This is a genomic window from Nostocoides sp. (assembly GCF_037045025.1).
Taxonomy (GTDB): Bacteria; Actinomycetota; Actinomycetes; order Actinomycetales; family Dermatophilaceae; genus Nostocoides_A.
The window spans coordinates 211,023-231,024 of the sequence record NZ_JBAOHM010000013.1; the positions used below are offsets into that span (position 1 = coordinate 211,023).

At 69.5% G+C, this 20,002-nt stretch carries 21 protein-coding genes and 1 pseudogene; 21 read left to right on the plus strand and 1 reads right to left on the minus strand.

Features of this window, described 5'->3' with window-relative positions:
- The first annotated feature begins 91 nt into the window (after positions 1–91).
- The 13 genes and pseudogenes from V9G19_RS16790 to V9G19_RS16850 all read left to right on the plus strand — a co-directional run bounded on the left by V9G19_RS16790 (position 92) and on the right by V9G19_RS16850 (position 9,049).
- Entirely contained in the window at positions 92–724 is a 633-nt protein-coding gene (locus V9G19_RS16790) for a YceD family protein (protein ID WP_462286579.1), read from the plus strand.
- Between the two features lies 1 nt (position 725).
- Positions 726–920, plus strand: coding sequence for a 50S ribosomal protein L32 (gene rpmF, locus V9G19_RS16795; protein ID WP_462286580.1), 195 nt, complete (start codon positions 726–728; stop codon positions 918–920).
- A gap of 12 nt (positions 921–932) precedes the next feature.
- Positions 933–1,667: a ribonuclease III gene (gene rnc, locus V9G19_RS16800; RefSeq protein ID WP_462286581.1), complete on the plus strand. Its 735-nt coding sequence runs from the start codon at positions 933–935 to the stop codon at positions 1,665–1,667.
- Positions 1,668–1,771: 104 nt separating this feature from the next.
- Positions 1,772–2,644, plus strand: a complete 873-nt coding sequence (gene mutM / locus V9G19_RS16805; protein ID WP_462286582.1) for a bifunctional DNA-formamidopyrimidine glycosylase/DNA-(apurinic or apyrimidinic site) lyase — start codon at positions 1,772–1,774, stop codon at positions 2,642–2,644.
- 59 nt (positions 2,645–2,703) lie between these two features.
- Positions 2,704–3,990, plus strand: a complete 1,287-nt coding sequence (locus tag V9G19_RS16810) for an ATP-binding protein (protein WP_462286583.1) — start codon at positions 2,704–2,706, stop codon at positions 3,988–3,990.
- 33 nt (positions 3,991–4,023) lie between these two features.
- Positions 4,024–4,230 (plus strand): hypothetical protein, encoded by a 207-nt coding sequence (locus V9G19_RS16815; protein ID WP_462286584.1) that lies wholly within the window; start codon positions 4,024–4,026, stop codon positions 4,228–4,230.
- 151 nt (positions 4,231–4,381) lie between these two features.
- Positions 4,382–4,642, plus strand: a complete 261-nt coding sequence (locus V9G19_RS16820; protein ID WP_462286585.1) for a type II toxin-antitoxin system Phd/YefM family antitoxin — start codon at positions 4,382–4,384, stop codon at positions 4,640–4,642.
- Positions 4,639–4,902 carry a type II toxin-antitoxin system RelE family toxin gene (locus V9G19_RS16825; RefSeq protein ID WP_462286586.1) on the plus strand — a complete coding sequence of 88 codons (264 nt, stop codon included), beginning with the start codon at positions 4,639–4,641 and terminating at the stop codon, positions 4,900–4,902. The genes V9G19_RS16820 and V9G19_RS16825 overlap by 4 nt, the downstream gene beginning before the upstream one ends.
- Before the next feature lie 125 nt (positions 4,903–5,027).
- Positions 5,028–5,903 (plus strand): Nmad2 family putative nucleotide modification protein, encoded by an 876-nt coding sequence (locus V9G19_RS16830; protein ID WP_462286587.1) that lies wholly within the window; start codon positions 5,028–5,030, stop codon positions 5,901–5,903.
- A 44-nt stretch (positions 5,904–5,947) separates the two neighbouring features.
- Positions 5,948–6,744: pseudogene (locus tag V9G19_RS16835) on the plus strand (Nmad3 family putative nucleotide modification protein).
- Between the two features lie 224 nt (positions 6,745–6,968).
- Positions 6,969–8,192 carry an ATP-binding protein gene (locus V9G19_RS16840; RefSeq protein ID WP_462286911.1) on the plus strand — a complete coding sequence of 408 codons (1,224 nt, stop codon included), beginning with the start codon at positions 6,969–6,971 and terminating at the stop codon, positions 8,190–8,192.
- A gap of 378 nt (positions 8,193–8,570) precedes the next feature.
- Positions 8,571–8,783, plus strand: coding sequence for a type II toxin-antitoxin system RelB family antitoxin (relB, locus tag V9G19_RS16845; RefSeq protein WP_462286588.1), 213 nt, complete (start codon positions 8,571–8,573; stop codon positions 8,781–8,783).
- Positions 8,783–9,049 carry a type II toxin-antitoxin system RelE family toxin gene (locus V9G19_RS16850; RefSeq protein ID WP_462286589.1) on the plus strand — a complete coding sequence of 89 codons (267 nt, stop codon included), beginning with the start codon at positions 8,783–8,785 and terminating at the stop codon, positions 9,047–9,049. The genes relB and V9G19_RS16850 overlap by 1 nt, the downstream gene beginning before the upstream one ends.
- A gap of 41 nt (positions 9,050–9,090) precedes the next feature.
- Here the strand turns inward: V9G19_RS16850 and V9G19_RS16855 are convergent, their stop codons facing one another.
- On the minus strand, positions 9,091–11,004 hold the full coding sequence (locus V9G19_RS16855; RefSeq protein ID WP_462286590.1) for an acyltransferase family protein: 1,914 nt from the start codon (positions 11,002–11,004) through the stop codon (positions 9,091–9,093).
- Positions 11,005–11,136: 132 nt separating this feature from the next.
- Here V9G19_RS16855 and V9G19_RS16860 point away from each other — a divergent pair, with 132 nt between their 5' ends.
- The 8 genes from V9G19_RS16860 (at position 11,137) to V9G19_RS16895 (ending at position 19,488) form a co-directional block, all read left to right on the plus strand.
- Positions 11,137–11,427 carry an acylphosphatase gene (locus V9G19_RS16860; protein ID WP_462286591.1) on the plus strand — a complete coding sequence of 97 codons (291 nt, stop codon included), beginning with the start codon at positions 11,137–11,139 and terminating at the stop codon, positions 11,425–11,427.
- Positions 11,428–11,460: 33 nt separating this feature from the next.
- On the plus strand, positions 11,461–11,784 hold the full coding sequence (locus V9G19_RS16865) for a chorismate mutase (RefSeq protein WP_462286592.1): 324 nt from the start codon (positions 11,461–11,463) through the stop codon (positions 11,782–11,784).
- A 68-nt stretch (positions 11,785–11,852) separates the two neighbouring features.
- Positions 11,853–15,407 (plus strand): chromosome segregation protein SMC, encoded by a 3,555-nt coding sequence (smc, locus tag V9G19_RS16870; protein ID WP_462286593.1) that lies wholly within the window; start codon positions 11,853–11,855, stop codon positions 15,405–15,407.
- Positions 15,408–15,526: 119 nt separating this feature from the next.
- Positions 15,527–15,760, plus strand: a complete 234-nt coding sequence (locus V9G19_RS16875; protein ID WP_462286594.1) for a hypothetical protein — start codon at positions 15,527–15,529, stop codon at positions 15,758–15,760.
- A 418-nt stretch (positions 15,761–16,178) separates the two neighbouring features.
- Positions 16,179–16,634 carry a hypothetical protein gene (locus V9G19_RS16880; protein ID WP_462286595.1) on the plus strand — a complete coding sequence of 152 codons (456 nt, stop codon included), beginning with the start codon at positions 16,179–16,181 and terminating at the stop codon, positions 16,632–16,634.
- Between the two features lie 213 nt (positions 16,635–16,847).
- Complete coding sequence (gene ftsY / locus V9G19_RS16885) at positions 16,848–18,056, plus strand: signal recognition particle-docking protein FtsY (RefSeq protein WP_462286596.1); 1,209 nt, start codon at positions 16,848–16,850, stop codon at positions 18,054–18,056.
- A 5-nt stretch (positions 18,057–18,061) separates the two neighbouring features.
- Positions 18,062–18,625 carry a hypothetical protein gene (locus tag V9G19_RS16890; protein ID WP_462286597.1) on the plus strand — a complete coding sequence of 188 codons (564 nt, stop codon included), beginning with the start codon at positions 18,062–18,064 and terminating at the stop codon, positions 18,623–18,625.
- Positions 18,622–19,488, plus strand: a complete 867-nt coding sequence (locus tag V9G19_RS16895) for a hypothetical protein (protein WP_462286598.1) — start codon at positions 18,622–18,624, stop codon at positions 19,486–19,488. The genes V9G19_RS16890 and V9G19_RS16895 overlap by 4 nt, the downstream gene beginning before the upstream one ends.
- The last annotated feature ends 514 nt before the right edge of the window (positions 19,489–20,002 follow it).

The following is a 20,002-nucleotide window of genomic DNA, read 5'->3' on the forward strand; positions in this document are numbered from 1 at the left end:
CCCGCCCCGTAGACTGAGATCTTGGTCCGCGCCCTGCGCCGCGCGCCGCCCACCCCAGCAAGCACCGCCCCACCAGCACGACCACGCCATGATGACCACGCATGATGACCACGCCACGATGACCCCCGGAGCCATGAAGCGCCTCGACCCTCGCTCGCCCTTGCTGTTCGACACCAAGGAGCTGAGCCGACGCCCAGGGGCGATGCTGACGGTCACCCGCAGCGTGGCGGTTCCCGAGCCGGTAGGCACCGACGTCATCGCCGTCCCCGCCAACCGGTCGATCGACATCGAGCTGCGCCTGGAGTCGGTCGTCGAAGGAGTCCTGGCCACCGGCGCCGTGACCACCGTCGCCGCCGGGCTGTGCGTGCGCTGCCTTGAGCCGCTCACCTTGCCGGTGACCGCCACCTTCCAAGAGCTGTTCGTCCACCCCGACAAGGCCGCTCATCATCGCGAGGTCGCCGCCGACGACACCGAGATCCCGGACTACGAGCTGGTCGATGACCTGATCGACCTCGAACCGGTGCTGGTCGACGCCCTCGTGCCGGCGCTGCCCTTCCAACCGGTGTGCCAAGCGGACTGCCCGGGCCTGTGCGTCGAGTGCGGCGTCCCGTTGGCCGACAACCCCGGACATATTCACGAGAGACTCGACCCGCGCTGGTCGGCGCTGGCCTCCCTGGCCGGCGACCGCGGCAGCGCCGACCCACCTTCGACGAAAGGGACCTGACGTGGCCGTTCCCAAGAGGAAGACCTCGCGATCCAACACTCGCTCGCGCCGTGCGAACTGGAAGGCGGCGCCGGTGACGCTGACCACGTGTCCCCAGTGCAAGTCGCCGGCCCAGCCGCACATCGCCTGTCCCAGCTGCGGGTCCTACAAGGGCCGGCAGTATGCCGCTGCCGAGCGCACCGAGCACCAGTCCTGACCCCGGGCGCCCATGGCCCGGTCGCTCGAAGAACTGTGCACCTACCTGGATGAGGTCACCGACGCACGCGTCGACGGTGCGCTCATCCAGGTTGCGCTGACGCATCGCTCGTTCGCCTACGAGAATGGCGGCGTTCCGCACAACGAGCGCCTGGAGTTCCTCGGTGACGCGGTGCTCGGCCTGGTTGTGACCGACACCCTGTTCCGGGCGCACCCGGACAAGAGCGAGGGCCATCTGGCCAAGCTGCGCGCCGCGGTTGTCAATATGCGCGCGCTCGCCGATGTCGGCCGCGCGGTCGGCCTCGGCGACTATCTGTTCCTCGGCCGCGGTGAGGAGACCACCGGCGGCCGGGACAAGGCCTCGATCCTCGCCGACACGACCGAGGCGGTGATCGGGGCCGTCTATCTGTCCGCCGGCCTCGACGCCGGCACCCGTCTGGTCCACCACCTGCTCGACCCGCTCCTCGAGCAGTCCGCGGCGCTGGGCGCGGCGCTGGATTGGAAGACCTCGCTGCAGGAGGCCAGCGCCACCCGCGAACTCGGCGCCGTCGAATACCGCATCGAGGAGGCCGGCCCCGAGCACGAGAAGGTCTTCACCGCGCAAGCCGTCGTCGGTGGGCAGGTGCGCGGCGCCGGCACCGGGCGGACCAAGAAGGACGCCGAGCAGGAGGCCGCCGCCGCCGCGTGGCAGGCGTTGCAGGACCTGCCGGTGCCAGACGCGGCCAGCCCGGGCCCATCGCTGGCCTGAGTTCCTGGTCTGAGTCGCTGGTCTGCGTTCCTCGTCTGATTTGCCGTCACCGACTGCCGTTGCCGAGATGGCCCTGCTGAGTTTCCGGATGGTTGAGTCTCCCCATGCCTGAACTGCCCGAGGTCGAGGTCGTCCGGCGTGGCGTGGCAGCCCACGCGGTGGGCCGCCGCATCGAGAACGCCGAGATCCGCGGCACCCGCGTAGCCCGGCGCCACCTGCCCGGCCCGGAGGATCTGGCCGCGCGACTGACCGGCCGCTCGGTCGTGGCCGTGGCCCGCCGCGGCAAGTTTCTGTGGCTCGCTCTCGATGCCGACGAGGCCCTGGTGGTCCACCTCGGCATGAGCGGCCAACTGCTCGTGGCCGATCCCGAGCGCCCCGATCCCGCGCACCTACACGCCCGGTTCGTCCTCGACGACGGGCAGGAGTTGCGTTTCGTCGATCAACGCACCTTCGGCGGCCTGGCGCTCGCCGGGATGGACGCCGACGGCATCCCCGAACCCGTTCGGCACATCGCCCGCGATCCCTTCGACCCGCTCTTTGCCCCGGCCGAGGTCGCCGCGCGCATGGTGCGCAGCAGCAGCGGCATCAAGCGGCTGCTGCTCAACCAGCGCCTGGTCTCGGGCATCGGCAACATCTATGCCGACGAGGCGCTGTGGCGCGCCCGGATTCACGGCGAACGCCCGGGCGAGCGGCTGACCCGCCCCGCGATCGTGCGCCTGCTCGGCCACGCCCGCGACGTCATGGCCGCCGCCTTGGAGCAGGGCGGGACGAGCTTCGATGCTCTCTATGTCAACGTCAACGGCCAGTCCGGCTACTTTGACAGACGGCTACGGGCCTATGGGCAGGAGGGGCGGCCCTGTGAGCGCTGCGGGACGTTGATCCGGCGAGAGCACTTCATGAACCGATCGAGCCACTTCTGCCCTCGCTGTCAGCCAGTCCCCAGGTGCGGCTTGCCTCATTCAGCTCATCAGGGTTGATCAGTTAAGATCATCACGTTTGCTAGGTTAGAGCGTTCAAGTTTGCTAGGTTCAATGCCATGATCCTGGATGCACTGGTGCCGCGCCGGATCGGCGGAGTGCTCGCGGGCCTGGTGACGGATGAACCGGTCATCGCACTCCACGGGCCACGCTCGGTGGGCAAGTCGACGGTGTTGCGGCGCTTCGCAGCCGACGCGGGCGTCGCGGTGGTGGATCTGGACGACATCGAGGTGCGCGAGGCTGTCATCGGCAATCTCGCGTCAGTTGCCAGCGGTCCGTCTCCCCTGTGTGTGGACGAGTATCAGCGGGTGCCTGAGATCCTGGACGCGCTGAAGGGGTGGTTGAACCGCGAAGGGAGTGTCCCCGGCACGGCGATCCTGACCGGGTCGACGCGGCAGGATGCGTTGCCCACCACCGCTCAGGCCCTCACTGGGCGGCTCCACGCAGTGACGATCTGGCCCTTGTCGCAGGGCGAGATTGCTGGAGTTCACGAGGATCTGGTGGCGAGGCTGCCTGGCGATCCGGCGGGCGTTGTGAGCGCTGTGCCGGCCTCGAAGACGCCTCGTCATGAGTACGCGGAGCGCGTCTGCGCCGGCGGCCTTCCCTTGGCCTTGCGTCGCTCCGCCGCAGCCCGATCTCGGTGGTTCGACGATTTCGTTCGGGCTTCGATCGAGCGGGATGCCCTTGAACTGAGCAGGATTAGAGAGCGCCGGGCCATGAACGATCTGCTTGGTCTCACCGCGGCGCAGACGGGTCAGCTCCTCAACATCTCCGCCTCCGCTGACAAGCTTGGGGTCAGCCGTGCCACAGTGGAGGGGCACCTGCGACTTCTGGAGGATCTCTTCCTCGTCGTGCGACTTCCCGCGTGGGGAACGACGCTTCGCTCACGCGTCAGCGCGAAGCCGAAGGTGCACGTCGTGGACTCGGGGTTGGCGGCGAGGCTGCTGAGGGTCACGCCGGACAAGCTGGCTGGATTCGACCCGTCTGCCTTGACCGAATTCGGTCGTGTGCTGGAGACGTTCGTCGTCGGGGAGATCCGGAAGCAGATCTCGTGGCTCGACGAATCGGTCACACTGGGCCACTGGCGCACCAGCGACGGTGAGGAGGTCGACCTGGTCATCGAGTTCGACGACGGTCGGGTTCTCGCCTTCGAGGTCACGTCCAGTGAACGTGCCTCTGGTTCCGACTTCCGAGGATTGACTCAGCTGCGAGATGCGCTCGGGGCACGATTCGTGGGCGGGGTGGTCTTCACGACGGGGACTCGCGCCTACACGTACTCAGATCGTCTCCACGCCATGCCTGTGGACAGACTCTGGACCTCAGTGGCAGATGCAGCGGAGCGCTGAGCCGCCCCGCCAGAGCGGACAGGTGACCGGGTCGTGGAACCGCGGCACAGCGCCGAGCACGCGGCCGCGCTGCATGAGGTTGGCGCGGATGATGAGTTCGTCCTGGTTGAGGGCGCTGGGCATGGGGTGTGGCCGGCGCTGTGGTCGGCCGAACTCGCGGACATAGTGGAGCGCTTCGTGATCCGGGTGGGACGGAAGGGGAAAGCCTTGTCAGCGTTGCGGGGCGCCGACTGCGCGTGAGACGTTCGCGAACCGATCGTCGACGCGAGCCCGCGCTGCCAGCCCACGCCGCGCTGTTCCGGCGGGCTGGCCCCGGCGCGGGCTGAAAACCGCGCAGTGCATGTCCCCGGGTGAAATGTACATTTCAGCGCTTGCAACTTAGGATGACGCCATGACTGAACTGACCGTCACGGACGCACGCGCACGACTGGCGGACGTCGTTGATCAGGCGCGCGTGCGCCACGATCCGGTCTACCTGACGCGCCGTGGGCTGCGCGTGGCGGCCGTCATCGACGCCGACGACCTCGAACGTCTCATCGCGGCCGCCGAGGAGTTGGCGGACATCGAGGCCGCGCGCACGGCCCGCGCGGAGATTGCGGCTGAGGGATCCATCCCGTGGGAGCAGGTCAAGGCCGACCTCGCGCTTGCATGAGTTATCGCATCGAACTGAGTCCTGGTGCAGCGCGCCAGCTGCGGAAGCTGGACGGTTCGGCCCGACGGCGCGTTCAGGCGGCCATCGAGCTGCTCGGTGATGAGCCGCGCCCGGCGGGCGCGAAGAAACTGGTCGGCGGCGACGGCGAGTGGCGGGTGCGGACGGGCGATTACCGGATCATCTACGACATCAATGAAGGCGTCCTGTTGATCCTGGTTCTCACAGTTGGGCACCGGCGAGAGATCTACGAGCGCCGCTGATCCGGCAGCTAGAGGTCCCTCCCGCTCCAGCCTTTATCCCCGATACCGTTGTCGAGGTGGCCCAAGCACAGGAGTTGGATTTGATCGAGTGCCCCTCATGCGGTGAGGACGAGGAACTGCGAGGTATGGCGCTCGCCGACGGGCGCCGTCAGATCACGTGCGAACGCTGTGGTCACTCGTGGACTCGTGGGTCAGCGACACGGGCAACGCCATCCGGTGTCACCCAACGGTCTCCCCGCCGATCGACCGCAACATCCTGCGCACCGCGATGGGGAGATGACGAGGTTGTTGCGACGCTGAACCGGGAGGCACCTATCCTGCGGGCATCCGGGCTTGACGGCACTCCTTTGGCGCCCGTTCCTAGGCGCGAGCCGACCTGGACGGTTGGAGACCCCGTCCTGGCAAGCAGGGTCTTCTCCTACATAGTGGCTCACGATTCCGGCTTCGCGCCCAACCCGTTCCACGGGCTCCTCACACTCGCCTGCTGCAAGCCGGGCATACGGCGCAGCGCCAACGTCGGCGACATCGTCGTGGGATTGTCGAGCAAGGGTGAACGCGTCGTCTATGCGGCGCAGGTCGCCGACGTGATCAGCTTCGAGGAGTACTGGACGGACCCGACCTATGCGTCACGCCGACCGGCCATGGAGTCTGCGCGGATCATCGATCGCGTGGGAGACAACATCTACCAGCCTGTTTCGGGCGGTTACCGCCAGCTCCATTCTGTCCACTCCAAGCGGAACGGGCCGGAAGACGTTGGGCGGAAGCGCACGGATCTCAAGGGCCAACACGTCCTCGTCTGCGAGCGCTTTACTTACTGGGGAGGTGCCGGGCCAAGGTTGCCTGACGAGCTCCGGTTCCTGGTCGTGGGACGCGGTTACCGCGCCAACTTGACCACGGGCCAGGTCGACACGGTTGCGCGCTGGTTCGCCAACCTCCCGGGGGGCGTCCTGGGACCGCCGGATGAGTGGAGGGTCGGCGACCAAAGCTGGCGCGAGACGTGAAGCTGATCTTTAGCCGCAAGGCGTTTGACTCATCCGCCGGCAAGGTGGCCAACCCGATCTTGGATGACGGCTCGTTGATCCCCATGCCGATCCCGGACAAACAGTCACCGATCCGCTACGAAGACGTGACAATCGCCGGTCAGAATCTCGGCAAGGTGGCGTCGGACCTCACGCGAGGTCGGCTGCGGGCGGAGCATTTCGCACACCTCGACCCGACTTGGTTCAATCTGCCTACCGCCGCGAGCCCGGTTGGCGCCCGCTCTTGGGTCAAGTGGGCGCCGCCCAAACTGTCCTCGCCCGGGAACGCGTAGGGCCCGGGGATCTCTTCCTGTTCTTTGGCTGGTTCCGGAGCGTGACCTCGACGGGCGGACGGCTTGGGTTCGTGCCGGGTGCTCCAGACATGCACGTGCTGTGGGGGTGGATGCAAGTCGACGATGTGATCCCGGTCGGCAACTGCTCGCTCGCCAGTTGGATGGCCTACCACCCGCATCTTGCCGGCTTCCGTGGACCCAACAACACCCTCTATGTTGCCAGCGAGACGCTCGCCCTTGACGGAGCGTGGCTCGACCTTCCGGGTGCAGGGGTCTTCAGCCATTACGACGACCGGCTCCGCCTCACCAAGCCCGGCCATAAGCGCTCGATGTGGGAACTGCCCGCCTGGTTCGCTCCCCGTGGCTCCAGGCCCGCCCTCGGCTACCACAGCGATCCGGGCCGCTGGGAACTCGACGGTGAGCGGGTCACCCTGCACAGTGCCGCGCGCGGCCAGGAGTTTGTCCTCGACACCCGCCTGTATCCGGAAGCGCTCGAATGGCTCGGTGGCCTCTTGCAGGCGGGTGGCTGACGATGGTGTCGTCGAGGTGCGCACATCAGCCTCCAGGTCAAGTGCGTCGAGCACCGAGAGGAGCTGGCGTTCCTCGTAGGCGAAGTAGGACGGTCCGGTGTCGCCCCGGCGACTCGCCAGGTCGGTGCAGGCGAATCGGTCGTTGAGTAGCAGCGAATCGTCAGAGACGAAGCGGCGAATCGTCGATTTGGGGCCGACGAAATGGTAGTCTGAGGGTCGTGGAGATGTTGTCTCGGGGTGTGGAACCGTGGACGCTTGAACTCTTGAGTGCGTCTCCGGTGGTGGTGGTAGAAGGAGCGCGCCAAGTCGGGAAATCGACCCTGGTCGGGATGCTGGCAGACTCAACCACTGTCAACGCCACGATGGATGACGACGTGACGCGGGCATTCGCGCGCGATGATCCGACCGGATTCCTCCGCTTTGCTGGCGAAGGCCGTCTGGTGATCGACGAGATCCAGCGCTGTCCGGAACTCATTCTCCCCCTCAAAGCTGAAGTCGACCGGGACCGGAGGCCAGGGCGCTTCCTGCTGACTGGTTCAGCAGACTTGCTGCGTCTCCCCGAGGCCGAGGACTCCTTGGCGGGCAGGGCCATGACCGTCCGACTGCACCCATTCTCACAAGGGGAGTTGGCCGAGACGGCCGGGGATTGGGTGACGGACGTTCTTGAGGGAGCGCAGCCGGCGGCCTTCTCCAGCGATCGAGCGGATGTGGTTGCCCGCGTGGTCAAGGGGGGGTACCCCGTGGTTCAGGACATGAGCCAGCGGTTGCGCGATGCGTGGCTACGCGAATACGCGAATCGTTTGGTGGAGCGCGACGCTTCTGACGTGGCGAAGACACAGGTGCCTGCGCTGCGGCAACTCCTGAGGTTGATTGCGGCCGCACCGATGGCGGAGGTGGTCCTTGAGCGCATGGCGCAAGGGCTGGGTGTTGCTCGTGGCACCGTCCTGCGGTACCTCGAGATCTTGGAGGCCCTCTTCCTCGTCCAGCGGTTGCCTGCATGGTCCCGCAACCTAACGAAGCGACAGATCCAGCGACCGAAAGCTCTCCTGACGGACTCGGGATTGGCTACGGCGCTCTCGGGGATGACCAGTGAGCACTTGGCGTCGCCGCATGGGTCTGATCACTTTGGACCCCTGCTGGAGAACTTCGTGGTGTGTGAGCTCCTGCGGCAGCGGGGCTGGTCCGCGACGCCGTTCGAACTGTCCCACTATCGCGACAGGCACGGTGCCGAGGTGGACATCGTCATCGAAACGCCGCACGGTGTGGTGGCCGTCGAGGTGAAGGCCGCGACCGCAGCTCGCGGTGAGCACTTCAAGCACCTGATCGCGCTACGGGATCGGCTCGGTCCTGAATTTCTGGCGGGGATCGTGCTGACGACGGGGACGGGGCAGCAGGCAGGTGATCGGCTCGCCGCGATGTCCGTGGCGTCGCTGTGGCAGCCACTGTAACCGGAGCTCGTTCTCGTGCCCGCGCTGTTAGAGATCACCTCGGACATGGCTGATGACCCCTGCACCCGGGAGCCGGCAAGATGGCGGTGGTAGGCCATCCACCTGGGGAGCGAGCATTACGACGACCGGCTCCGCCCTCGGCTACCACAGTGATCCGGGCCGCTGGGAACTCGACGGTGAGCGGGTCACCCTGCACAGGGCCGCGCGCGGCCAGGAGTTGTCCTCGACGCCCGCCAGAAGCGTTCGAATGGCACCGTGATCTCTTGCAGGTGGGTGCAGGGGCGAAACCCCTGGGCCAAGCCGCGACGTCAGGGCTCTCGGACAGCCGTGGCGCCGCGCCGTCCGCCAGCGTAGTCTGTAAACATGTCTACAGCAGTGGTGAGCGTCCGTCTCGACGCCGCGACGAAGGAACGGCTCGACGCCCTGAGTGCGACGACCGGGCGATCTGCGGCGTACTACGTGCGCGAAGCGCTGATCGAACATCTCGACGAGCTGGAGTACGCGTATCAGCTCCGCGGCGAGGCAGAAGCCCTTCGCCGCGGCGAGATCGAGACCATCTCGAGCGCGGACCTCGCCGCTGAACTCTTCTGATGGCCTGGCGGGTCGAGTACGCGCCCCGTGCTGTCAAGGCGATGCGAAAGTTGGACAAGCCGGTCGCTCGACGTGTCTTCGACGGCGTCGAAGGGCTCGCGTCGTTGGACGACCCGACCACACGGTGCAAGGCGCTGTCCGGTCCGCTCGTTGGGCTGTGGCGTCTTCGCGTGGGCGACTACCGCGTCATCCTCGACATCCGCCGTGGCGAGGTTGTCATCGTCGCGCTTGACCTCGGCCACCGATCAACCGTCTACAACGACTGAATGCGCGCTAGGCCTTCCCCCCTTCTGGCGGGCACCGAGGGTCAGGGAATCGGCTTGGGCTTCAGGACGACCGCGATGCCCGTATGCCGTTGCGAGAGATCCGCGAACGCCTGCCGGATCGTGCTCGCATAGAGGTGCTGGCCAGTCAGGCTTGGATGGATCCCGTCGGGCTGCAACTGGCCGGGGTCGGCGGTGACCGCGGCATTCCAGTCGGCCAGGATGACATTGGGCCGGCTGGCGGCGGCCGCGGCGAGGGCGGCGTTGTCGCCAGACGTGCGGGCCATATTGAGGTGCAGGTTGACGAGCACGACCATCCGCTGCGGCCCGAGCCGGTCGAGGATGGCGCCGAGCTGCGCCGCGTCCACCCCGGCGTTGGTGCCGAACGAGAGCACGACCGCGCGGCGGATGTTGCTGCCGGAGGCGGTCACCGCGGCCAGTGCGTCGCCCCAGCGCCGGTTGGATTTGGCGTCGATCCGGATCCCGGGGAAGTAGTACTTCAGGGCTGGCACCGACCCGACGGCCATCGAGTCGCCATAGAGGTCGATCTCCTTGCCGGTGGGCATCGTCCAGTTCTGCGTGACCGAGCCCGACCCGCCCGCGCCAGTGCTCCGGGGCCGCGAGGCACCGCCCGCGGCGGCGGCCGTGGCGTTGGCGTCGATCATCCGCTGGGTCGAGGTCTGCGCCGGGGCGGTCGCGGCGACGGCGGCCACGGCCACCGCCCAGATGGCCAAGCCGGCCACGACAACGGTCGCCGGTCGCACCCGGCCGAGCGGGGCGGCATCGCGGACTCGGCGGGCCACCGCGCGGAAGCCGTCGCGCCGGATCGGGGTCTCCACGAAGCGATAGGACAGGTCGGCGATCGCGAGCGTGACCAGCACACACCACAGCCGAGAGCCGAGATAGCCGTCGGCGCCAGGCGTGGTGCGGATGTCCTGGCTGACCACGAGGATGACCGGCCAGTGCCACAGATAGATGCCATAGGACCGCTCGCCGATCCAGCGCAGCGGCGGCAGGTCCAGCGCCCGCGGCAGGCTGCCCTGCCCGGTGACCGCGAGGGCCACCAACCCGGTGGTGACCAGGCAGGCCAGCGCCAACCCGCCGCGGAAGGTCCAGGCGCTCGCCTCGTCGGCGAACCACAGCAGCAGCGCCAACTGGCCCGCGAGCGCCACAGTCAGCGGGCGGCGCACCCGCTGGAAGGCGGCACCGTCGAGCAGCAGCCGGTCGGGCCCGGCATACGCGAAGGCGAGCGCGGCGCCGAACATCAGGCCCATCAGGTGGGTGTCGGTGCCGTAGTAGACACGCGTCGCCCCGGCGTCGGGGTCGAACCGCAGCGCCATCAGCGCGGTCGAGGCCACCCCGGCCCCGGCCGCGATCGCGGCCCGTGCCCGCGGGCTGTGGACATACCCGAGCAGGGCGAGGCTCAGCAGCGGCCAGATGAGATAGAACTGCTCCTCGACTGCCAGCGACCACAAATTCATGAACAGCTGTGGGGTCGTGGAATGGAAGTAGTCGGACCCGGCGGCGATCTCGACCCAGTTGGTCGAGAACGTCAGCGCGCCGAGAATCTGCCGCCCGATGCCCACGAGCAGGTCGGTCTCGACCAGCCGGGCCAGCAGGACGCTCGCGCCGACGCAGGCGATCAGCGCGGGCAGCAGCCGCCGGGCCCGGCGCGTCCAGAAGGCGCTCAGGTCGACCCGACCGGTGCGGGCCCGCTCGCGCACAAGCAGCGTGGTGATCAAGAACCCCGAGACCACAAAGAAGATGTCGACGCCGAGGAACCCACCGGGCAGCCACGCGGGGTTGAGGTGGAAGATCAGCACCGCGGCGATCGCCACCGCGCGCAGGCCGTCCAGACCCGCCAGCCGCGATCCCGAAGCCGGACGCGGCGCGCTCGGGCGCGGATCCCCGCCGGCCTGGCCGTCGGGCCGGGCGTCCAGAACCGGCGAAGCGCTCACCATGGCTCCTGCGGGTCTCGGGCGGCGGCGGGAGGGCCACCGCGGACGGGCGTTGTCTTAGGGCACACCGTAGGAGCGAGCACCGACAGTCGGTGGGAGCCACGCGGGAAGAGCGCGGCATACGCTAACCGGGTGAGTGAACCGGTCCGCATGACGGCCGTCGTGTCCGGCCGCGTCCAGGGCGTCGGCTTCCGCTGGTGGACCCGCAGGCAGGCGCTGGCGCTGGGGCTACGCGGCTCGGCGCGCAACACCGACGACGGCAAGGTCGAGGTCGTCGCCGAAGGGACCCGCGAGGCGTGCGAGCGGCTGCACGGGCTGCTCGAAGAGTTCCCGTCCACGAGCGACCGCCCGGGCTGGGTCCGGTTCGTCTCCGCCCCCTTCTGGGGGGTGCCGCGCGAGCCGGACGGCTTCCGCGAGCGGTGAAACGGGCCGCGCCAAGCGCCATACGATGATCGAATGAGCGAGGGCGAGCAGAGCGCGATCCCGGCCGAGCTGATGCGCTGCCGGGCGACGATCGACAACATCGACGCCGCGCTGGTGCACCTGCTCGCCGAGCGGTTCAAGGCCACCCAGGAGGTGGGCAAGATCAAGGCCGACGCCGGCCTGCCGCCTGCCGACCCCGGCCGGGAGGAGCGCCAGATCGCCCGCCTGCGGGCACTGGCCGACGAGGCCGGTCTTGACCCGCACTTCGCCGAGAAGTTCCTCGCGTTCATCATCGCCGAGGTCATCCGTCACCACGAGGCCATCCAGGCCGCCCACGGCTCGCCGCCGGAGCGCTAGTCCCGGCTCGCTCGGGACGCGGCGACTACAGTGAGGCGCTGATCGCCGCAGCCGAGCCGAGGACCCGTGTGTTCGTTAAGACCCTGACCCTCAAGGGATTCAAGTCGTTCGCGTCCTCGACCACGCTGCGGCTCGAGCCGGGCGTGACCTGCATCGTCGGTCCCAACGGATCGGGCAAGTCGAATGTCGTCGACGCCCTCGCTTGGGTGATGGGTGAGCAGGGCGCCAAGAGCCTGCGCGGCGGCAAGATGGAGGACGTCATCTTTGCCGGCACGGCCGGGCGGGCGCCCCTCGGGCGGGCCGAGGTGTCGATGACGATCGACAACAGCGACGGGGCGCTGCCGATCGACTACACCGAAGTGACGCTCTCGCGGACGATGTTCCGGACCGGCGGCTCGGAATACGCGATCAACGGCACGCCGGCCCGGCTGCTCGATGTCCAAGAACTGCTCTCCGACAGCGGCCTCGGCCGCGAGATGCACGTCATCGTCGGCCAGGGCCAGCTCGACACCGTCCTGCGAGCAACCCCGGAGGAACGCCGCGGCTTCATCGAGGAGGCCGCGGGCGTCCTCAAACACCGCAAGCGCAAGGAGCGGGCGCTGCGCAAGCTGGACTCGATGCAGGCCAATCTGACCCGGGTCGCCGACCTGACCGGCGAGATCCGTCGCCAGCTCGGCCCGCTCGGGCGCCAGGCGGAGGCGGCCCGCAAGGCGGCGGTGATCCAGGCCCACGCGCGCGATGCCCGGCTGCGGCTGCTCGCCGACGACCTCGTCCAACTGCTCTCCGCGCGCGAGCAGGAGGCCGCCGACGAGAGTGCCCTGCTCGCGCGGCGCACCGAGCTGGAGGCCGCGCTGGCCGGGACCCGGGCGCGGCTGGCCGAGGTGGAGGCGCAGGCCGCCGCGGCCGCGCCCGAGCAGCGGGCCACCCGGGAGCGGTGGATCGCGCTCCGCTCGGTCCGTGACCGGCTGGAGTCGACCGCCGATGTGGCGGCCGAGCGGCTGCGGCTGCTGCAGGGCGACGACGCCGAGGAGCGGGTCAGCGGCCGCGACCCCGAGGAGCTGCTCGCCCAGGCCGCGCACGCGCGCGAGCAGGAGGCCGCGCTCGTCGCCGAGGTCGCGCTCGCCCAGGACGCGCTGACCGGGGCGCTCGCCGCCCGGGAGCAGGCCGAGGCCGCCGCGTATGCCGAGCAGCAGCGCATCGCTCGCATCGCCCGCGCCGAATCGGATCGCCGCGAGGGCCTGGCCCGCCTCACCGGGCAGATCGCCTCCAGGGCCGCCCGGATCGAGGCGATCGACGCCGAGGTGGGCCGGTTGCGGGCCGCCGCGGCCGCCGCCCACGACCGCGCCGCCGAGGCCGAGCGCGAGTTCCAGGGGTTGGAGGGCTCGATTGCCGCCGACGAGGAGGGCGAGGAGGGGCTCGATGCGGCATACGAAAAGGCGAGCGCGCAGCACGAGAAGCACGCGCAGGCGGTCGAGGATCTGCTCGAAACCGAGCGCGGCATCGACCGGGAGCGGCTGACGCTGACCGCCCGCCTGGACGCCCTGCGGCTCAGCCTGCGCCGCCGCGACGGCGCCCAGGCATTGCGTGAACGCGCCGGCGAGGTCGGCGGGCTGGGCGAGTCGCTCGCCGCACAATTGCGGGTGACCCCGGGCCACGAGGTCGCGATCGCCGCCGCGCTCGGCGAGGCGGCGGACGCGCTGGCCGTCGCCGACCTCGCGACGGCATTGCGAGCGTTGACGTCGTTGCGGGAGAGCGAGTCCGGCCGGGCCGCGCTCGTCATCCTCGGCACTCCGCCGGATGCCGCGGGGCCGCGTCCCGCGCTCCCGGACGGGTGCGTCTGGGCTCGCGATCTGGTCGATGTTCCTGAGGAATTGCGGAACGCGCTCGACCACATCCTCGAGGGCATCGCGGTCGCCGCCGACGCGGATGCGGCCGCCAACCTGGTGGCCGAGCACGGGCTGACCGCGGTCACGGCCGGCGGGGATGTGCTGCGCCCCGGCCTGGTGTGCGGCGGCAGCGCCGACGTGCCGAGCGCCATCGAGCTCGAGGCCGAGGTCGCCGACGCCGAAGCCGGCCTGGCCGAGTGCACGGCCGGCCTGGAGCGGACCCGGTTCACGCTCGCCGGTGCCCGGGCCGAACTCGCCGAGGCCGCCGCCGCCGTCGAGGGGCACATGGAGCGACTGCACGAGTCCGACGCGCGGATGGCGGCGCTCGCCGAGCAGCTCGGTTCGCTCGGCGGGGCCATCCGGGCGGCCCGCGGTGAGGTCGACCGGTTCGAGCGTTCGATCGCTCAGGCCCTGCAGACCGCCGAGCAGGCGCGCGTGGAGCGGGATCAGCTGGCCGAGCGGCTGGCGGCGGCCGAGGCCGAGCCGGCCCATGACGAGGAGCCGGGGCGCGACGATCGCGAACTTCTTGAAGCCGCGGCGACGGCTGCCCGCGCCGGGGAGACCGAGGCCCGGTTGGTTGTGCGAACCAAGGAGGAGCGGGCGCGGGCGCTGCAGGGCCGGGCCACCTCGCTCGAAGGCGCCGCCCGCAACGAACAGGCAGCCCGCGAGCGGCTGCGTCAGCGCCAGGAACGGCGCCGCCGCGAGGCCGCCGTCGCCGAGATCGTGCTCAGCGCCGCGCGTAGGGGTGTCACTCATGTCGCCGCGGCCGCCCAGGCCGCCGGGAGCGCCGTCGCCGCCGCGGACGCCGACCGGGAGGCGCGCGAACATGACCTGGGCGAGTTGCGTGCCCGGATCGATGAGCAGCGCGAGGAACTGGCGACGTTGACCGACGACCTGCACCGCGACGAAGTCGCACGGGCGGCGGCCGATGCCCGGATCGAGCAGTTGCAAACCCGGGCGGTCGACGAGCTGGGTATCGATCCCGAGGTGCTCGTCGAGGACTTCGGTCCCCACCAGCTGGTTCCCGTGGTCGTTCCGGAGGGGGAGGAGGCGGGCGAGCCGGCGGCATACGTGCGAGAGGTGCAGGAAAAGCGTTTGCGCAAGGCCGAGCGCGGGCTGCGCGACCTCGGCCGGATCAATCCGCTCGCGCTGGAGGAGTATGCCGCCTTGGAGGAGCGGCACGCGTTCCTCACCAAGCAGATGGAGGACCTGAAGGCCTCCCGGCGCGACCTGCTCGACATCGTCCGCGAGGTGGACGAGCGGGTCGAGGAGGTGTTCACCGCCGCCTATCACGACACGGCGGCGCAGTTCGAGCAGGTCTTCGCGCGGCTCTTCCCGGGGGGTGAGGGGCGGCTGTCGTTGACCGACCCGGACGACATGCTGACGACCGGCATCGAGGTGGAGGCGCGGCCGCCGGGCAAGAAGATCAAGCGGCTCTCGCTGCTGTCCGGTGGCGAACGCTCGTTGGTCGCCGTCGCCCTCCTGGTGGCGATTTTCAAGGCCCGGCCGAGCCCGTTCTACATCATGGACGAGGTCGAGGCGGCCCTCGACGACACCAACCTCGGCCGGTTGCTGACCCTCTTTGAGGAGTTGCGCGACTCCAGCCAGCTGATCGTCATCACCCACCAGAAGCGGACCATGGAGATCGCCGATGCGCTGTATGGCGTTTCGATGCGCGGCGACGGCGTCACGACCGTGGTCTCCCAACGGCTGCGCGCGGTCGAGGACATCGCCTAACTCGGCTCCCGCCCGGACGGCCCGGGCGATTGCTGGGGCGGCTGGGACGACAGATAACAATTGAGACGAGGACGTGTCAAAGTTGCTCGGAGCGGCCCGGCTGAGGCAGCCTTGTCGCCATGCTGGCCACGCTCGCCGTTCTGTTGTTGTGCCTCGCCATCGCCGTCACGGTGCTGGTGCTCGTCGCCGTGCCGGCTCGCCGGCAGGGGCGCGACCTGCTGACCGACCGCGGCGAGGCGGTCTTTGTGCGCGTGCGCACCAGTGCCGAGAACGCCGGCCCCAAGGCGGGCGAGTTGGTCTCCACGGCCGCCGCTAGCCTGGCGCGCGCCGTGCCGCGCGAGCGCCGCCATTGACCCGGCGCACTGATCCGGCGTCGCTGACAACCCGTCACTGACCTCGCCACGTCGGCTCTGGCCTTCGTCGGCGAGACCGCTGCGGGGCACTGGCGCACGGTCGCGACCAAGGAGCGCGACTGCACCAACGTCGGCCCGGGCCAGACCTGCTCAGCGATGGCCTCGATCCCGTATGCGCCGGGCAACTACCGAACGGTTGCCTTCACCACGGTCTGGCTCGATAACGTTCAGGGCAGCAGTGCCAGACAAACCAGCCCCGCGCGCGAACTGTAGGTGCCCGCCGACGCCCGCCCGGCTAGGTAGGGGGATTCGGCCAAGATGAGTAGGAGTACTGGTGCGCCCCCCGCAGTGAGCCGCAAAGAATATGCGCACCGGCGGACAACGGGTCCGCCGGATCGCAACAAGTGAGGGGAAACACATGAAGCGAGTGCTGATGTCCGTTGCTGCCGCGACCGCGGTGGCCGCCGGGGCTCTGGCTCCGGCAACCACGGCCAGCGCGGCTGCGGAGCCGGCACCGTCGGCTCAGGTCGGCGCCTCCGCCAAGGGCGCGCCGAGCCTGCCGTGCTGGGTCCAGGGGGTTGCGCCCCGCGTGGTCCGCGGCAAGGTCCAGGCCCGAGAGAATGTCTGGTGCACGCCCGGGGCCAGCCAGGTCTTCGAGCGGGTGCAGCTGCAGAAGCTGGTCGCCGGTAGCTGGCGCAACGTCGCCGCCAAGCAGGGCTACTGCTACGACCTGAGCTCGAACCAGAAGTGCTACACGCTGGCCGCCACCTGGTATGCGCCCGGCACCTACCGCACGGTCGCCTACGGCAAAGTCTGGCTGTATGACGGCCGGATCGGCACCGGCACGCACACCAGCCCGGCAGTCCGCCTCTAGGCCCAGCAGCTGCTGCGGCCGGTGGGCGCGGGGGCTTGCCCATGGCCCCCGCGCCCGCCGGCCAACCCCCACTGACGGCAACAGTGCTGTCGGTACCAAGAACACGCCAAGAATCCATGAACACGCCAGGTCCGGCGTGTTCATGGTGAATTGGCGTGTTCATGTTTGGAGGAGCGGGGCCCAGCACGGCGACGGCGATGTGAGGATGGGCGCGTGGACACCTTGTCGGAGTGGCTGATCGTCGCGGGCATTGCCCTCGTCCTGCTTGTCGGGCTGGTCATCGGGCTGCGCCGCCCCGGCCGCGCCGCCCCAACCAAGGAGATCCCCCGCCCGCAGCCGCCGAGCACCCGCGCCCAAGAGGGCGACGGCGGCGGCCTCCTGGCCCCGCCCGCGCCCGAGCGCTCCAGCGCCGCGCCACCGGTGCAGGAGGCGTCGGTCGAGGAACTGCCCGAACTTATCGAGCCGGTGGAGGACGAGCCGGCCCTGCTGGAGCGTCCGGAGGCCCCGGCCGGCCGGCTGCAACGGCTGCGGGCCCGGCTGGCGCGCAGCAACACCGCACTCGGCAAAGGACTGCTCGGACTTCTCACCCGCGGTGGGCTGGACGAGACCGTCTGGGAGGAGGTCGAGGACACCCTCATCGGGGCCGACCTCGGCGTCGAGGCCAGCACCGAACTCGTCGACTCGCTGCGCACTCAGGTTCAGGTCGCCGGCACCCGCGACGAGGCGACCGTCCGCAGCTGGCTGCGCCAGGACCTGCTCACCCTCGTCGACCCCACCATGGACCGCAGCGTCGCCTCCTCCCGCGTGGACATGCGCCCGGCCGTCGTGCTGGTCGTGGGCGTCAACGGCACCGGCAAGACGACGACTGTCGGCAAGCTCGCCCGGGTGCTGGTCGCCGAGGACAAGGACGTTCTGCTCGGTGCCGCCGACACCTTCCGCGCCGCCGCTGCGGACCAGCTGGAGACCTGGGGCGCGCGCGTCGGCGTGCCGACCGTCCGCTCCCACAAGGACGGCGCCGACCCGGCCTCGGTCGCCTTCGACGCTGTCAAGGCCGGCATTGAGATGGAGGCCGACGTCGTGCTGCTCGACACCGCCGGCCGGCTGCACAACAAGGCCAACCTGATGGACGAGCTCGGCAAGATCAAACGCGTCGTCGAGAAGCAGTCGCCGATCGACGAGGTGCTGCTCGTCCTGGACGCCACCACGGGGCAGAACGGCCTGCGCCAGGCCGAGGTCTTTGCCCAGGTCGTCGGCATCACCGGCATCGTGCTAACCAAGCTCGACGGCACGGCCAAGGGCGGGATCGTCGTCGCCGTGCAACGCAAACTCGGGGTGCCGGTCAAACTCGTCGGCCTCGGCGAGGGACCCGACGACCTGGCGCCCTTCGACCCCGAGGCGTTCGTCGACGCCATCGTGGCGTAGCCGCCGTGAACCAGCCGGCAGCGGCCGATGCGCACCGGCCGCAGCGGAGCACAATCGGCCTGAATGCGACCGGCCTGGACGCGGCCGGCCAGAGCGCTGCCAGCGCTGTCGGCGTCAGCGCCGTCGGTCTCAGCCCCATTGGCAAGGCGTGGCGCACCCTGGTCCTCCTCGCCCTGGCAGCCCTCTTCCTCGGCGGCACATTCGTCGGCGACGACCACTGGTGGCCGTTCTCGCCGTGGCGGATGTTCTCGACGTCGACCGGCCCCAACGCCTCGGTCCGCTCCACGCTGATCGAGGTCCGCGACGCCGCGGCCCCGGCCACCTGGCGCGCAGCGCCGATCGAGCCGGACTCCGTCGGGCTCAACAGGGCCGAGGTGGAGGGCCGCCTGGACCACATTCAGGGCCGACCCGACATGCTGGCGACGCTCGCGGCGAGCCATTCGCGGCTGGAGCCGGACGAGCCGGCGTGGATCGGCATACGGGTTGTCGTGCGTCATTATCTGCTGCGCGATGGGGCGCTGACGGGCGAGCACCGCGACCAGCTGATCGCGCAGTGGAGCGTGCGATGAGCGCCCGCGGCTGGCTGTTCCCGGCGCTGCCCCTGGGCAGGCTGGCGATCTTCCGGTCGATTACCTATGCCTTCGTCGTGCTCGACGTGCTTTGGCTGCACACCAGCGGGTGGTGGCACGGCTACGCCGACCCGGTCTGGTACCAGCCGCTCATCATGGGCGAGCTGCTGCACCTGCCGGCGGCCACCGTGACCCTGGTCAACGCGCTGAAGTGGGCGACGGTCGCCGCGGCCCTGGTCGCGATGACCGGCAGGCTGCCCCGCCTGGCCGGCGGCCTCGTCGCGGCGGGCTGGATCTGGTACCAATACGTCGCCTTCGCCTATGGCAAGGTCGACCACGACCGCGGCGACTTCGTCGTCGCCCTGTTGCTGCTGCCCACCGTCGGCAGCGCCTGGTGGAGCGACCGGATCCGATCTCAGGCCGCCGGCTTCGTGATGCGGGCGGTCCAGCTGGCCGCGATCGCCACCTACTTCCTCTCGGCCTGGGCCAAGGTCCGCTTCGGCGGCTGGGAGTGGGTGAACTCGGCGACGATGGTGCGCGCGGTGGTGCGTCGCGGCACCCCGTGGGTCAAGTGGCTGCTCGACCTGCCCTGGCTGCTGCAGGCGACCCAGTGGGGACTGTTCGCCGCCGAGATGGCCTCCCCGCTGATTTTCGCGCTGACCGAGAAGTGGCGCCGACGCGTGGTTTACGCGTGGTTTGCCTTCCACGCCGTGACCTTCGCGTCGATCACGATCGCGTTCTGGCCGCACCTGATCATACTGCTCGCGTTTCTCCCGCTGGAGACGTATGCCGATCGCCTCCGCGCGTGGTGGCGCCGCCGTGCGGTGGCCCAGGATTCGTCCTTTGGTGCCCGTAACCGTTGAAATCTGGTGCCGGGGGGGGGTACTTTGGCTGCGACGCCTTGGGCGTTTCGGGGCCTGCACAACCGTGGAGGCGGCGGCCAGGGCGGCCGGGAGGTGGCGGATGAAAAGACTTCATCGAGCCGGCGTCCTCAGCGTTCTGTCAGTGCTTCTCATCGCACCCGCGGCGTTCGCGGCTGGTGCAAAAGGCGGTTCCATCGAATGCCGAGACGGCTACCGCACCAAGGTGAGCAGTAACACCACAAAGGTTGGCAGTACGATTCAAGTGGTTCACACTCTAAACGGGAGTTCAGTTTCGTGGACCACCGATGGTGCCCATGCATACACCTGGAACGTGCCGGGCGGCGCCTGGCTCGCTTCCACCGATGACATCCTCAATTCAGCGTGGGCGTCTTGCGTCCGCTAGCGTGAATCGGTCATGAGGAGTGCCGGCGTGCTCGGGGTCTCTCGGCGCGCCGGAGGCTCTTCCGAAGGAACCATGTATGGGGCCGCAACTGATAAGATGCGCTGGCCTTCC

What these genes read in the sequence shown, in the direction of transcription:
- V9G19_RS16790 (WP_462286579.1), top strand. Translation starts at nt 92, where the DNA reads ATGACCACGCATGATGACCACGCCACGATGACCCCCGGAGCCATGAAG.
- rnc (WP_462286581.1), top strand. Translation starts at nt 933, where the DNA reads ATGGCCCGGTCGCTCGAAGAACTGTGCACCTACCTGGATGAGGTCACC.
- mutM (WP_462286582.1), top strand. Translation starts at nt 1,772, where the DNA reads ATGCCTGAACTGCCCGAGGTCGAGGTCGTCCGGCGTGGCGTGGCAGCC.
- V9G19_RS16810 (WP_462286583.1), top strand. Translation starts at nt 2,704, where the DNA reads ATGATCCTGGATGCACTGGTGCCGCGCCGGATCGGCGGAGTGCTCGCG.
- V9G19_RS16820 (WP_462286585.1), top strand. Translation starts at nt 4,382, where the DNA reads ATGACTGAACTGACCGTCACGGACGCACGCGCACGACTGGCGGACGTC.
- V9G19_RS16825 (WP_462286586.1), top strand. Translation starts at nt 4,639, where the DNA reads ATGAGTTATCGCATCGAACTGAGTCCTGGTGCAGCGCGCCAGCTGCGG.
- V9G19_RS16830 (WP_462286587.1), top strand. Translation starts at nt 5,028, where the DNA reads ATGGCGCTCGCCGACGGGCGCCGTCAGATCACGTGCGAACGCTGTGGT.
- V9G19_RS16840 (WP_462286911.1), top strand. Translation starts at nt 6,969, where the DNA reads ATGTTGTCTCGGGGTGTGGAACCGTGGACGCTTGAACTCTTGAGTGCG.
- V9G19_RS16850 (WP_462286589.1), top strand. Translation starts at nt 8,783, where the DNA reads ATGGCCTGGCGGGTCGAGTACGCGCCCCGTGCTGTCAAGGCGATGCGA.
- V9G19_RS16865 (WP_462286592.1), top strand. Translation starts at nt 11,461, where the DNA reads ATGAGCGAGGGCGAGCAGAGCGCGATCCCGGCCGAGCTGATGCGCTGC.
- V9G19_RS16875 (WP_462286594.1), top strand. Translation starts at nt 15,527, where the DNA reads ATGCTGGCCACGCTCGCCGTTCTGTTGTTGTGCCTCGCCATCGCCGTC.
- V9G19_RS16880 (WP_462286595.1), top strand. Translation starts at nt 16,179, where the DNA reads ATGAAGCGAGTGCTGATGTCCGTTGCTGCCGCGACCGCGGTGGCCGCC.
- V9G19_RS16895 (WP_462286598.1), top strand. Translation starts at nt 18,622, where the DNA reads ATGAGCGCCCGCGGCTGGCTGTTCCCGGCGCTGCCCCTGGGCAGGCTG.